Raw genomic sequence first — 12,314 nt, 5'->3', positions numbered from 1 at the left:
TCTGCGGATCCGACCGCCCTCTTCTATGGCCGCGGGACGACGTTCAGCTGCAGCAGGCCCTCGCCGACCGTCGAGAGCGCCGCGATCACGGCGGGAGACGACTGCGTCTCCTGCAGCAGCGACCGGTAGCCGCGTGTGATGCCGTCGCGCTGAACGGGGTCGGCGACGCGGCCTCCGTGCAGGACGCGCGGCACGAGCACGGTCCCTCCGGGACGGGCGAGGCGCAGCCCGTGCGCGACGTAGTCGATGACGCGTCCCGGGTCGGCGTCGATGAGCACGACGTCGTATGCCGCATCGTTCATGCGGGGGAGGACCTCGGCCGCGCGTCCCGTGATGAAGCGCGTGCGCGCAGCGGGGACGCGTGCGGCCTGGAAGGCCTCGCGAGCGGCCGACAGGTGCTCCGGCTCGCTGTCGATCGTCGTGAGCACGGCATCCGGAGCACCGTGGAGCAGCCACAGACCCGAGACGCCGGCACCCGTGCCGATCTCGATGATCGTGCGTGCCGCCGCGGCGGCCGTGACGATCGCGCTCTGCGCACCGACACCGGGACTGACCGGGGCCGCGCCCAGCTCGAGCGCATGCTGGCGGGCGCGGGCGATGTGATCGGGCTCGACGACCGTTTCGCGGGCGAAGCGCGCGACGGCGTCCAGTTCGCTCATGGGTTCCTCCTGACGATCCCTCCAGCCTACGGCCCCGGCGGGGGCGGGCCCGCGCGGCGCGGCCCGGTACGCTGAGATCATGTTCTTCGGCCTCACCATCGAGAAGGTGCTGCTGATCGCGTTCATCGCGGCGCTCATCATCGGGCCGGAGCGGCTGCCGCGCTATGCCGAGAACCTGGCGCAGTTCACGCGCCGCGCACGCGAGTGGGTGCAGGGAGCGCGCACGCGCGTCAAGGACGAGATGGGCGAGGACTTCGACGAGGTCGACTGGCGCAAGCTCGATCCGCGCCAGTACGACCCGCGCCGGATCATCCGCGAGGCCCTCCTCGACGACGCTCCCGTCGCGGCGCCGACCACCGTGAAGGCGGCCGTGCGCACCCCGCGGACGACGCCGCTCGCGCGGCGCACGTTCACCGCGGAGGAGCCGCCGCCCTTCGACTCCGAGGCGACCTGATCCGGATCAGACCGGGGCGACGGGCAGCTTCCTCCCCGCGAGGCGCCGCGGCTCCGCCGCGATCCGCTCCGCGAGGGCCGAGATGGCCGTCGCAGCGGGATCGTCCGGGTGGGTCGAGACGACGGGCGCCCCGGAATCGCCGCCCGCGCGCAGGGCAGGGCTGAGCGGTACGGACGCGAGGAGGGGGGCGTCGAGCGCCGAGGAGACCGCTGCGCCGCCGCCCGCGCCGAACAGGTCGAGCACGGTGCCGTCGGGCAGCGTCATGGCCGCCATGTTCTCCACGACGCCGATCACGCGCTGACCGGTCTGGCGCGCGACGCGGCCGCTGCGGACGGCGACGTCGGAAGCGGCGGTCTGCGGGGTCGTCACGACGAGCACGTCGGCGTGCGGGAGCAGCTGGCCGACCGAGATCGCCACATCCCCCGTGCCGGGAGGCATGTCGAGCAGGAGGATGTCGAGATCGCCGAAGAACACGTCGGTGAGGAACTGCTGCACGGTGCGGTGGAGCATCGGCCCGCGCCAGGCGACCACCTCGTCGCCGCGCTGCAGGAACATCCCGATCGAGATCGCCTTCACGCCGTAGGCGACGGGCGGCAGGATGAGATCCCCCACCTGCGTGGGGGAGGGCGCTGCGCCGTCGACGACGAGGCCGAGCAGGGCGGGGATGGAGAAGCCGTGCACGTCGGCGTCGATCAGGCCGACCTTGAGCCCGCGCGCGGCGAGTGCGACGGCGAGGTTGGCCGTGAGCGTGGACTTGCCGACGCCGCCCTTGCCGCTCGTGACGGCGACGATGCGCGTCAGCGAGTCCTCGCCGAACGGCATCGCGCGCGCGGCGCCGCCCCGCAGGCGCTCGGTGAGCGCCTTCCTCTGCGCGGGCGTCATGACCCCGATCTCGACGGCGACGGGGGCGCCGCCCGCGGCCGACTCCGCCGCCGTGCGGACGTCGCGCTCGATGCGGTCGGCGGCCGGGCAGCCCACGATCGTGAGCGCGATCTCCACGACGACCCCGTCGCCGTCCGCCCGGACGTCGCGCAGCATGTCGAGCTCGGAGAGCGGGCGGCGCAGCTCGGGGTCGGAGACGCGGCCCACGGCCTCGCGCACGGCATCGAGGGCTGCTTCCGCCGTCACGCCTCCTCCTCCGCGCGCTTCAGGCGCTTCTGGCGGCGGCCGTCCGCGTCGATCGCGTCCAGGCGGTCGAGCAGCGCCTGCAGCTGCTCGCGCGTGACGATGCGCTCCTCGACCTCGGTGAGGGCCATCCGCAGCGCGACGATCTCGCGCGCCAGGTACTCCGTGTCGGCCAGGTTCCGCTCGGCGCGCTGGCGGTCCTGCTCCATGCCCACGCGGTCGCGGTCGTCCTGGCGGTTCTGCGCGAGCAGGATGAGCGGCGCCGCGTACGACGCCTGCAGCGACAGCACGAGCGTGAGCGCCGTGAAGCCGAGAGCCGCGGAGTCGAAACGCCACCCCTCGGGCATGAGGGAGTTCCAGGCCATCCAGAGCGCGCAGAACAGCGTGAGGCCGATGAGGAACCACGGTGTGCCCATGGCGCGCGCGATCCACTCCGTCGCCCGGCCGAAGCGGTCGCTGCCGCGTCCGTCGTAGGAGGCGTCGATGCGCGGACGCCGACCCCGCATCTCCGACGCGCGGGCCATCATCCGCGGACCGTCCGGATGGCGCCGGTCGAGGGCTGGCGCGGGATCTGGTCGTCGGCGTCCTGCGAACGCCAGTCCTCCGGCAGCAGGTAGTCGAGCACGTCGTCGACCGTCACGGCGCCGACGAGCCGGTGGGCGGCGTCGACGACGGGGAGCGAGACGAGGTCGTAGCTCGCGAGTCGGCGGGCCACCTCCGACGCCGAGCCCGTCACGACGACCGGCTCGATGGTCTCGTCGATGATGGCGCCGATCCGCTCGTGGGGCGGGTAGCGGAGCATGCGCTGGAAGTGCACGGCGCCGAGGAACCGGCCGGTCGGCGTCTCGTACGGCGGCAGCGTGACGTACACGCTCGCTGCGAGCGCGGGGTGCAGCTCGTGGCGGCGGATGAGGGCGAGCGCCTCGGCGATCGTCGCGTCGGCAGGCAGGATGATCGGCTCGGTCGTCATGAGGCCGCCGGCCGTGTCGCCGCCGTACCGCAGCAGCATGCGCACGTCCTCGGCCTCCTCGGGCTCCATGAGCTCGAGGAGCTCCTCGCTGCGCTGCGGCGCGAGCTCGGCGAGGAGGTCGGCGGCGTCGTCGGGGTCCATGGCATCGAGCACGTCGGCGGCACGCTCGTCGCCCAGCTTCTCGAGGATGTGCACCTGCTCGTCCTCCGGCATCTCCTCGAGTGCGTCGGCGAGGCGCTCGTCGGAGAGCTCCTCGGCGACCTCGATCATGCGCTCCTCCGGCAGGTCGAGCAGGGTGTTGGCGAGGTCGGCGGCGCGCAGCTCGGCGTAGCTCGCGGCGAGATGCTCTGCGGACTGCGCCTCGCCCGGCACGTGGTGCTCGCGCACCTCGCTCCATGTTGCGAAGGTCGTCGGGCCCTTCGCGAACGGCGAGCCGCTCGTCTTCGGCTTGCGCAGGAAGAGCTGCCCGACGGCCCATTCGCCGATCCGGTTCGGCTCGATCGCGACGTCCTCGATGATCGCGGAGCCGGTGCCGTCGCGGAAGTCGACGCGACGTCCGACGAGCTCGGCCATGACGCGCACCTCGTCGGCGCGCGGCTGGAACCGCCGGACGTTGATGAGGCCCGTCGTGATGACCTGGCCCTGCGAGATCGAGGTGACCCGCCCGATGGCGACGAACACGTGCCGTCGCCCGGGGATCTCGCAGACGATCCCGATGACGCGAGGGGCTCCCGTACTTCGGTACACGACGACGACGTCGCGGACCCTGCCGAGCCGGTCGCCCGTGGGGTCGAAGACGGGGCGGCCGGCCAGGCGCGCCACGAAAACCCTCTGCGTGCTCACCCGTCCAGCGTAGACCGCGCGGCGCGGCGAGAGCGGGTGGGCGGGTTCGGAGGTCGCGCAGAGGTGCGTCGGAGGATGCAGCGGATGCGCCCATGGGACAATGGCGCGCATGAGCATGATGAGCGGATTCGGCAGGACCCCGGAGGTCGGCGAGACCGTCGCGAGCTTCCGCGACTACGACGACGCCCTCAAGGCGGTGTCGAAGCTCATCTCGTCCGAGATCCCCGCGCGCGAGATCGCCATCGTGGGCACGGCGCTGCGCTCCGTCGAACGTGTCACGGGGCGCCTCGGGTGGGCCCAGGCGGCCTGGTCGGGCGCGCTCAACGGCGTGCTGCTCGGACTGCTGCTCGGCGCGATGGTCGTCATCTGGTCGCCCGCGCTGCCGATGGGCGCCTTCGTCGGCCTCATCCTCCTCGGCGTCGCGATGGGGATGGTCTTCCGGCTCGCGAACTACATGATCGTGCGCCGGCGCCGCGACTTCGCGAGCGTCATGCAGGTGACGGCGGACCACTACGAGGTGGCGGTGCAGCGGGGGAGCGTCGGCAAGGCGCGCCAGGTGCTCGGCACCGCCCCCGTCGCGCCCGTCCGGGTCGACCCCGCCGACCTGACGGAGCCGCCGCGGTTCGGCGTGCGGGTGGATCCGCGGACGGGTGCCCCCGTCGTGGCCGAGGCACCCGTCGCGCAGGAGGCGCCCGTCGCTCAGGAGGAGCCCGGGAAGCCGTCGACGGCGTCGGCGGATGACGGTCCCTCGGAGGGCGATCGCGCGTGACGCGCGCCGTCGCCATCCCCGTCGACCTGCCGACGGGGCGTGTGGAGCTGCCCGCAGTGGTCGACTCCCCGGAGGGCGCGACGGCCGCACTCGTCATCGCGCACGGCGCGGGCGCCGGCAAGGACCATCCCTTCCTCGTCGGCTTCGCGGCCGCCGTGGCCGCTGCGGGGATGGCGACGGTCCGCTTCGACTTCCCGTACGTCGCGGCGGGGCGCCGGATGCCAGGCCCGGCCGCGCACGCGGTGGCGGCGTGGCGGGCCGTCGCCGCGTATGCGGCGGAGGAGCTGCCCGGCCCCGTGCACGCCGCCGGGAAGTCGTACGGAGGCCGGATGGCCTCCGTGGCGGCGTCCGAGCAGGCCGGCCTCGACGTGACGGCGCTCGTGTACCTCGGCTATCCGCTGCATGCACCGGGCAAGCCGGAGAGCCCCCGTGCGGAGCACCTGCCTGCGGTGCGGCAGCCCCAGCTCTTCGTCGAGGGGACGAACGACCCGTTCATCCAGCCGCTCGCGCAGTTCGAGCAGGCGGTGGCGAGCTGCCGCGACGCCGACGTCGAGTGGATCGAGGGCGGGACGCACGCGTTCGAGGTGAAGGGGCGCAGACGCGCCGCCGACGTGATCGGCGCGGAGCTCGCTGATCCCGTCGTGCGGTTCCTCCGCGCGCGCGGCTGAGTCAGCCCCGCAGCCGCGCGATCCACTCCTCGACCTCGTCGGCCGTCCGGGGGATGCCAGAGGAGAGGTTGACGGGGCCGTCGGCGGTCATGAGGATGTCGTCCTCGATGCGCACGCCGATGCCGCGGTACTCCTCCGGCACCGTGAGGTCGTCGATCTGGAAGTAGAGGCCGGGCTCGATCGTGAACACCATGCCGGGGGCGAGCTCGCCGTCGTAGTACATCTCGCGCCGCGCCTGCGCGCAGTCGTGCACGTCGATGCCGAGGTGGTGGCTGGTTCCGTGCACCATGTAGCGGCGCTGCTGGCCGCCCCGGTCGGCGTCCAGGGCCTCCTCCGCCGTCACGGGGAGCAGACCCCACTCCGCCGTGCGGCGGGCGATGACGGCCATGGCGGCCTCGTGGACGGCGCGGAAGCGCACGCCGGGGCGCGCCGCCGCGAACGCGGCGTCCGCCGCCTCGCGCACCGTCTCGTAGACCCGGCGCTGGATGTCGGTGAAGGTGCCGCTCACGGGCAGCGTGCGGGTGATGTCGGCCGTGTAGAGGCTGTCGACCTCGGCGCCCGCGTCGACGAGGATGAGGTCGCCCGGCACGACGGCTCCGTCGTTGCGCGTCCAGTGCAGGTAGCAGGCGTGCGGGCCGGACGCCGCGATCGTGTCGTAGCCCTCCCAGTTGCCGTCGCTGCGCGCGCGCTGGTGGAACACGCCCTCCACGACGCGCTCCCCGCGCGGGTGGGCGACGATGCGGTCCAGCGAGGACACGATGTCGTCGAAGCCGTCGGCCGTCACGGCGACCGCGAGCCGCAGCTGCTCGATCTCGTACTCGTCCTTGAGGAGGCGGAGCTCGGAGACGAATCGCGTGAGCTCCTCGTCCTCCTCGAGCACGCGGTCGGCGTCGGAACGGGCGAAGTCGTCGACGTGCGCCGTCGCGAGGTCGAGATCCGCCGCCACCTGCGCGAGCGACGGGCGAGGGCCCACCCAGAACTCGCCGATCGTCGCGTCGCGGTAGAACTCGGGCGTCTCGCGCGTGGCCCGGTCGCGCACGTACAGCGTCGCGACGTGCCCGTCGCCATCCGGATCGAGCACGAGCACCGAGTCGGCGACGGCGTCGACGCCCCAGCCCGTGAGATGCGCGAAAGCCGAGTGCGCGCGGAAGGGGAAGTCGGTGTCGTTGCTGCGCTGCCGGAAGCCGCCGGCGGGGATGACGAGGCGATCCCCGGGGAAGGCGGCGGAGAGCGCTGCGCGGCGCCGGGCGGCGTACGCGGCCTGCGGTCGCGCGTCGGGGAGCGACTCCGGCCGCTCCGCCCAGCCGCGGGAGATGACGTCGAGGAAGCCCTGCGGGTAGGGCTGCCGACGGTTGGTGGTGGAGTCCTCCGCCTTGTGGGCGTCGGTGGCTTCGGTCTGGGTCTCGCCGCTCGTCATGCGTCCAGTCTCTCACCGGCCGCGCCCGCACCGGGGGCCGGTCGCGCCTACGCTGGGATGATGAGCGCGCCCGCAGCCCCGCCCCGCCCGTCCGTCGTCGCACGGGGCGTCGTCGCGTGCGCCGCCGTCGCCGATCTGCTCGTCGTCCTCGTCTTCGCGGCTCTGGGGCTCGCGAGCCACGACGGCGTGGTCGACGCCGTGGCGCTCGCGCGCGTCGCGTGGCCCTTCGCCGTGGCGCTCGCGGCCGGGTGGGCGCTGGCGCGCGCCTGGCGGCATCCGCTCGCCCCCGTGCGGACGGGGCTCGTCCTGTGGGCCGCGACGGCGGTCGTCGGGCTCGGGCTGCGGGTCCTCACGGGCGGAGGGGCGGCGCCGGCGTTCGTCGTCGTGACGGCCGTCGTCCTCCTCGTCCTTCTCGTGGGATGGCGGCTGGCCGTGACGCTCGTGGTGCGCCGCCGTCAGCCGGCGGGCTCAAGCTGAACCACGAGCGGGCGGTGGTCGCTGCCCGCGTCGTCGAGGTTCGTCAGCACGAGCGACCCCGTCGCCGTCCACGATGCCGAGTGCATGACGTGGTCGATGGGGGTCGACAGGAGCGCCGGGATGTCGGTGGGCCACGTCCCGACGGCGCCGTTGCCCGTCGATGCCGCCGCGTCGACACAGGCGCCCAGGTCGCCGCCGTCGACGCCGAGACCGGCCATGTTGTCGAGCGTGGCGTTGAAGTCGCCGGCGAGGATGACGTCCCCTCCCGCGCACTGGTCGGCGATCCACTGCAGGTCGTCGACCCACTGGTCCATGTACTCCGGCTGCGGCGAGACCGCGTGCACGGCGACGACCGTGGGTCCGACGCCGTCGACGGGCATCGCGACGACGCTCGGCACCACCTCGGTGTTGCTCGTGAGGTCGGTGGAGGCCTCGATGACCGAGTAGTCGCCGAGGTCGGGCGAGATGAGGACGGTCGTCACCCACGCCTGCGGGCCGTCGGCGATGTCGGGGCGCAGCGCCACGTGGTGGACCCACATGGGGCTCCCCATGTCGCGCATGGCGACGGCCACCTGCTCGCCCACCTCCTCGGAGGTCTCAGGGAGGGCGACGATGTCGACGTCCATCGCGACGGCGGTCTCCGCGATCTCGGCGGCGCCCATCGCGTTGCCGGCCGTGTTCCAGGTCATGACCCGCACGCTCGTGGCCGTCGCGTCGGGCAGCGACTCCGTGCCGTACCCCCGCACGCCCAGCACCACGCCGCCGGCGATCGCGCCGATCGCCGAGACGAGCGCCATGGAGAGGGCGAAGCCGCGCAGCGGCCGCGCGATGGCGAGCAGGAGGAAGACGATGGTGACGAGCGCGAACGCGACGACGAGCACACCGCGCAGAGCCGCGAGCTGGGCGATCGGGAAGACGCGCTCGACGTGGAAGAAGGCGGGCCAGGTGAGGACGGCCGTCGCGATCGCGAACAGCACGGTCACGAGGATCCCGACCAGACGCAGCACGTCTGCGAGCCTAGGCAGGCCCGCTGGGAAACCGTCGCGAGCACGCGGCGCAGGCGCCGGGAGACCGGCGCGAGCACGCCTACGATGAGGGGATGGACCAGGGCAGGATGCGCGACGTCGACGAGCCGGCCGACCTGCACCTCCACTCCACCCGCTCCGACGGCACGGAGCCGCCAGCCGAGGTGATCGCGTCCGCGCACGCGCACGGCGTGCGCACCGCCGCGCTCACCGACCACGACACGACGGCGGGGTGGGCGGAGGCTGCGGAGGCGGCGGCGTCGCTCGGGATGTCGTTCCTGCCGGGCGCCGAGCTCTCCACGCGGCTGGGGTGGCGGAGCGTGCACCTGCTGGCGTATCTCTTCGATCCCGACGACACCGCGCTGCGCACGCAGATGGACGAGGTGCGCGGCGACCGCGTCGGGCGGGCGGAGCGCATCGTGGAGAATCTGTCGCGCGACTACGACCTCCGCTGGGCGGACGTCGTCGCGCAGACGCGCGAGGGGGCGACGGTGGGCCGCCCGCACATCGCGGACGCCCTCGTCGCCCGCGGGATCGTGGCCGATCGCGGCGAGGCGTTCGCCGGCATCCTCCATCCGCGCGAGGGCTACTACGTGCCGCATGAAGCGCCGGACGTGTTCGCGGCGATCTCGGTGGTCCGCGCCGCCGGCGGCGTGCCCGTCATGGCGCATCCGGCGACCGTGTCGCGGGCGGGGATGATCCCGGTGTCGACCCTGCACGACCTGGTCGACGCGGGCCTCGCCGGGTTCGAGGTCGATCACCGTGAGAACACCGCGGACGGACGGGCGGCACTGCTGCACCTCGTGGCGGAGCGCGATCTCATCGCGACGGGGTCGAGCGACTACCACGGCCTCGGCAAGCCCAACCTGCCGGGGGAGAACACGACGCCGGCCGCGATGGTCCGGAGGATCATCGCGGCCGGCAGCGGATCGCGCCCCGTGATCGCCTGAGCGGCAGCGGGACGCGGCAGGGTCAGGCGCCCTGCTGCGCCTGACCCGACGCGCGGCGGCGCCGACGCCGGCGGCGGGCGGGAGCCGGCTTGCCGTCGTGGTGCTCGCGGCCCTCGCCGTCGTGCGTGCCGGCGCCGGCCTCCGCCTCGCCCACGGCCTCGGCGGGCGCCGCCTCGGGACGACGGCGCACGCGGCGCGGCTGCGACGGCCGGCCCGTCCCGTCCGACGTGGCGATCGCGCCCGTCACGGGTGCCTTCACGATGCGGCCCTTCGTCCCGGCGGGGATGTCGAGATCGGTGTACAGGTGAGGACTCGACGAGTAGGTCTCGGTCGGCTCGGGCTGGCCGAAGTCGAGCGCGCGGTTGATGAGCGCCCACTTGTGGAGGTCGTCCCAGTCGACGAAGGTGACGGCGATGCCGTTGCGGCCCGCGCGCCCCGTGCGGCCCGCACGGTGCAGGTACGTCTTCTCGTCATCGGGGATGGTGTGGTTGATGACGTGCGTGACGTCGTCGACGTCGATGCCCCTCGCCGCGACGTCGGTCGCGATGAGGACGTCCTTCTTGCCGGCCTTGAACGACGCCATGGAGCGCTCACGCTGCTCCTGGCCCATGTCGCCGTGCACGGCGGCCGCGTTGAAGCCGCGGTCGTTGAGCTCGTCGACGAGCTTCTGGGCGGCGCGCTTGGTGCGCGTGAAGATCACCGTCTTGCCGCGGCCCTCGGCCTGCAGGATGCGCGCGACGATCTCGATCTTGTCGAGGGCGTGGGCACGGTAGACGATGTGGCGGATGTTCGCCTGCGTGAGCCCCTCGTCGGGGTCGGTCGCGCGGATGTGGATCGGGTTCGACATGAACCGGCGCGCGAGCGCGATGATGGGGCCGGGCATGGTCGCGCTGAAGAGCTGCGTGTGCCGGCGCGGGGCGACCTTCTGGAAGATCTTCTCGATGTCGGCGAGGAATCCGAGGTCGAGCATCTTGTCGGCCTCGTCGAGGACGACCTCGGTCGCGTTCGAGAGGTCGAGCAGACGCTGCCCGGCGAGGTCGATGAGGCGTCCCGGGGTGCCGACGACGATCTGCGCACCCGCCTTGAGCTGCTCGATCTGACCCTCGTAGGCCTTGCCGCCGTAGATCGCGACGACGCTCGTGGAGCGGTTGGAGGTGAGCAGGTCGATGTCCTCGTACACCTGCACGGCGAGCTCGCGCGTGGGGACGACGATGAGGGCCTTGACGCCCGGTTCGGGATCGGGGCCCAGACGCTGGATCACGGGGATGCCGAAGCCGAACGTCTTGCCGGTGCCGGTCTTGGCCTGGCCGATCACGTCCTGGCCCGGCAGCGACAGCGGGATCGTCTGCTCCTGGATGGGGAAGGCGTCGACGATGCCCCGCGAGGCGAGAGCGTCGACGATGTCCTGGTCGATGCCGAGTTCGGCGAATGACGTCATGGAGTTGTGTGCCTGTCTCGACGAGCCGGTCCCGGTCGGGGGAAGGGCCTGCCGCTGGATGCGTCCACGCCCTCTCAGTCACAGGCGCGGTGCCCCGATCCGTCGCCGGGGCCGCCTCCAGCCTAGCCGAGGGGTGCTGCGCAGCGCGGCGGCGCCACGGCCGGGCGCCGCGAGGTCGTAGGCTCTCCCCGTGGTGAACTGGCAGTTCTGGAAGCGCCGGACGCCGGCGCGCATCCTCCGTCTGCGTCCGCGCGGCGAGCTCTCCGACGCCGTCCGCGTCGAGTTCCCCGAGCTCGCCCCCGATGTGCGGACCTACCTCGGTCAGGCCGCGTACCTGCAGCTGGGGTACTTCGAGACCCTCACCCGGCTCATCCGCGCGACCCCCGACCTCGCGGAGAAGGAGGCGCTCTCGCTCGCGGCGGGGGCGGCGCTCCGCAAGCACCTCGCGCTCCTCGCCGAGATCCGCGAGGAGGACGCGGACCCCGCCGAGCTGATGGAGCCCTTCCGGGAGCCCCTCGACGCCTTCCGTCGCGCCACCGTGGGGGCGCGCCCGCGAGAGACGATGCTGACCGTGCACATCACGGCCGGCCTCCTGGACGACTTCTACCTCGCGCTCGCCTCGGGGTACGGCGAGCGCGGACGCCGGGTCGCGCGCATCCTGAGGGCCGACAACGACCGCCGTCAGCTCGCGGAGCTCCTCACCGAGACCATCCGGGGGGACGAGGAGTGGCGGGCGCTGCTGTCGTTGTGGGCGCGCCGCCTCGTCGGCGACACGCTTCTCGTCGCTCGAGGGGCGCTCCTCCTCGACGGGGACGGACGCGGCGAGGCCGCGCGCGCGGTCGAGCCGGTCTTCACGGCGCTCATGGCCGCGCATGCGCGGCGGATGGACGCGCTCGGCCTGGCGTCCTGAGTCAGCGCACGCCAGCGGCCCGTGCGGCCGCGGCGTCGCGAGCCCCGCGGATCCGCGTGAGCACGAGCGACGAGCCGACGGCGGCGGCCGCCGCCGCGGCGAGCACGATCGCCCACTGCCAGAAGCTCGCCTCGCCCAGCCCCGCCCACGTCAGCGCCGTATAGAGGGCGGCCGCGACGGCGGCCGCCACGGCGGGGATGAGCGCGACGCCCCTCAGCTCGCGCCGCGGCGTCGCGAAGTGGACGGCGATGCCGACGACCGCCGCCGCGATGAGCGCGAGCAGGATGTACATGCTCAGGCCACGAAGCCGACGCGGCGCGTCTCCTCGGTGCCGATCTCGACGAAGGCGAGGTTGGCGGAGGGGACGAAGTAGGAGTTGCCCTTCACGTCCGTGAAGGAGAGGTGGGTCCTGCCCTCGTCGAGGGCGGCGGCGACGGCCGTCTTGACGGCGTCTGCGCTCTCCGCCGTCTCGAAGGTCAGCTCGCGGCCGGAGTTCGTGATGCCGATGCGGATCTCCACGGTGACTGCCTTTCGTCTGCGGTGTCGTTGCACCCTGAACACTACGGCACCGGTCGCGGCAGGGAGCGCGCGAACGCTCAGGGCGAACGC

15 protein-coding genes are annotated in these 12,314 nt (G+C 73.2%); 6 read left to right on the top strand and 9 right to left on the bottom strand.

Annotated features, from left to right (window positions below; genetic code table 11):
- Window positions 1–23: 23 nt before the first annotated feature.
- Entirely contained in the window at window positions 24–659 is a 636-nt protein-coding gene (locus ABD998_RS04255; protein ID WP_345436245.1) for an O-methyltransferase, read from the bottom strand.
- Window positions 660–738: 79 nt separating this feature from the next.
- Between ABD998_RS04255 and ABD998_RS04250 the strand changes: the two genes are divergently transcribed.
- A complete protein-coding gene (locus ABD998_RS04250; RefSeq protein ID WP_345436244.1) occupies window positions 739–1,113 on the top strand; it encodes a Sec-independent protein translocase family protein in 375 nt (124 codons plus the stop codon).
- A gap of 6 nt (window positions 1,114–1,119) precedes the next feature.
- On the opposite strand, the gene ABD998_RS04245 is transcribed toward ABD998_RS04250, so the two are convergent.
- From ABD998_RS04245 to ABD998_RS04235, 3 genes are read right to left on the bottom strand one after another with little or no spacing between them, the layout of a single operon-like run.
- Entirely contained in the window at window positions 1,120–2,241 is a 1,122-nt protein-coding gene (locus tag ABD998_RS04245) for an Mrp/NBP35 family ATP-binding protein (protein WP_345436243.1), read from the bottom strand.
- Window positions 2,238–2,762 (bottom strand): DUF1003 domain-containing protein, encoded by a 525-nt coding sequence (locus tag ABD998_RS04240; protein WP_425562946.1) that lies wholly within the window; start codon window positions 2,760–2,762, stop codon window positions 2,238–2,240. The genes ABD998_RS04245 and ABD998_RS04240 overlap by 4 nt, the downstream gene beginning before the upstream one ends.
- Window positions 2,762–4,051: a magnesium transporter MgtE N-terminal domain-containing protein gene (locus ABD998_RS04235; protein WP_345436242.1), complete on the bottom strand. Its 1,290-nt coding sequence runs from the start codon at window positions 4,049–4,051 to the stop codon at window positions 2,762–2,764. Before ABD998_RS04235 ends, ABD998_RS04240 begins: the two co-directional genes overlap by 1 nt.
- A 109-nt stretch (window positions 4,052–4,160) precedes the next feature.
- Between ABD998_RS04235 and ABD998_RS04230 the strand changes: the two genes are divergently transcribed.
- Both ABD998_RS04230 and ABD998_RS04225 read left to right on the top strand, forming a co-directional pair.
- Complete coding sequence (locus ABD998_RS04230) at window positions 4,161–4,820, top strand: YflT domain-containing protein (protein ID WP_345436240.1); 660 nt, start codon at window positions 4,161–4,163, stop codon at window positions 4,818–4,820.
- Window positions 4,817–5,488 carry an alpha/beta hydrolase family protein gene (locus ABD998_RS04225; RefSeq protein ID WP_345436238.1) on the top strand — a complete coding sequence of 224 codons (672 nt, stop codon included), beginning with the start codon at window positions 4,817–4,819 and terminating at the stop codon, window positions 5,486–5,488. The genes ABD998_RS04230 and ABD998_RS04225 overlap by 4 nt, the downstream gene beginning before the upstream one ends.
- Before the next feature lies 1 nt (window position 5,489).
- Here the strand turns inward: ABD998_RS04225 and ABD998_RS04220 are convergent, their stop codons facing one another.
- On the bottom strand, window positions 5,490–6,905 hold the full coding sequence (locus ABD998_RS04220) for an aminopeptidase P family protein (protein WP_345436236.1): 1,416 nt from the start codon (window positions 6,903–6,905) through the stop codon (window positions 5,490–5,492).
- Between the two features lie 60 nt (window positions 6,906–6,965).
- On the opposite strand from ABD998_RS04220, the gene ABD998_RS04215 reads away from it, so the two are divergent.
- The gene (locus ABD998_RS04215) at window positions 6,966–7,382 is read left to right on the top strand and encodes a DUF3054 domain-containing protein (RefSeq protein ID WP_345436234.1); all 417 of its coding nucleotides are present in this window, start codon (window positions 6,966–6,968) and stop codon (window positions 7,380–7,382) included.
- Here the strand turns inward: ABD998_RS04215 and ABD998_RS04210 are convergent.
- Entirely contained in the window at window positions 7,361–8,389 is a 1,029-nt protein-coding gene (locus ABD998_RS04210; RefSeq protein ID WP_345436232.1) for an endonuclease/exonuclease/phosphatase family protein, read from the bottom strand. The two genes, ABD998_RS04215 and ABD998_RS04210, sit on opposite strands and share 22 nt — an antisense overlap.
- A 92-nt stretch (window positions 8,390–8,481) precedes the next feature.
- Here ABD998_RS04210 and ABD998_RS04205 point away from each other — a divergent pair, with 92 nt between their 5' ends.
- Complete coding sequence (locus tag ABD998_RS04205) at window positions 8,482–9,357, top strand: PHP domain-containing protein (RefSeq protein ID WP_345436230.1); 876 nt, start codon at window positions 8,482–8,484, stop codon at window positions 9,355–9,357.
- A gap of 22 nt (window positions 9,358–9,379) precedes the next feature.
- Here the strand turns inward: ABD998_RS04205 and ABD998_RS04200 are convergent, their stop codons facing one another.
- Window positions 9,380–10,795: a DEAD/DEAH box helicase gene (locus tag ABD998_RS04200; RefSeq protein WP_345436228.1), complete on the bottom strand. Its 1,416-nt coding sequence runs from the start codon at window positions 10,793–10,795 to the stop codon at window positions 9,380–9,382.
- Between the two features lie 190 nt (window positions 10,796–10,985).
- Here ABD998_RS04200 and ABD998_RS04195 point away from each other — a divergent pair, with 190 nt between their 5' ends.
- The gene (locus tag ABD998_RS04195; protein WP_345436226.1) at window positions 10,986–11,705 is read left to right on the top strand and encodes a ferritin-like fold-containing protein; all 720 of its coding nucleotides are present in this window, start codon (window positions 10,986–10,988) and stop codon (window positions 11,703–11,705) included.
- 1 nt (window position 11,706) lies between these two features.
- Here the strand turns inward: ABD998_RS04195 and ABD998_RS04190 are convergent, their stop codons facing one another.
- Window positions 11,707–11,997: a hypothetical protein gene (locus ABD998_RS04190; protein WP_345436224.1), complete on the bottom strand. Its 291-nt coding sequence runs from the start codon at window positions 11,995–11,997 to the stop codon at window positions 11,707–11,709.
- Window positions 11,998–11,999: 2 nt separating this feature from the next.
- Complete coding sequence (locus ABD998_RS04185; RefSeq protein ID WP_345436221.1) at window positions 12,000–12,224, bottom strand: DUF3107 domain-containing protein; 225 nt, start codon at window positions 12,222–12,224, stop codon at window positions 12,000–12,002.
- Between the last annotated feature and the right edge of the window lie 90 nt (window positions 12,225–12,314).

The sequence above is a fragment of the Microbacterium gilvum genome, assembly GCF_039543865.1.
GTDB lineage: Bacteria > Actinomycetota > Actinomycetes > Actinomycetales > Microbacteriaceae > Microbacterium > Microbacterium gilvum.
This window is presented reverse-complemented; position numbering and strand designations above follow the sequence as displayed.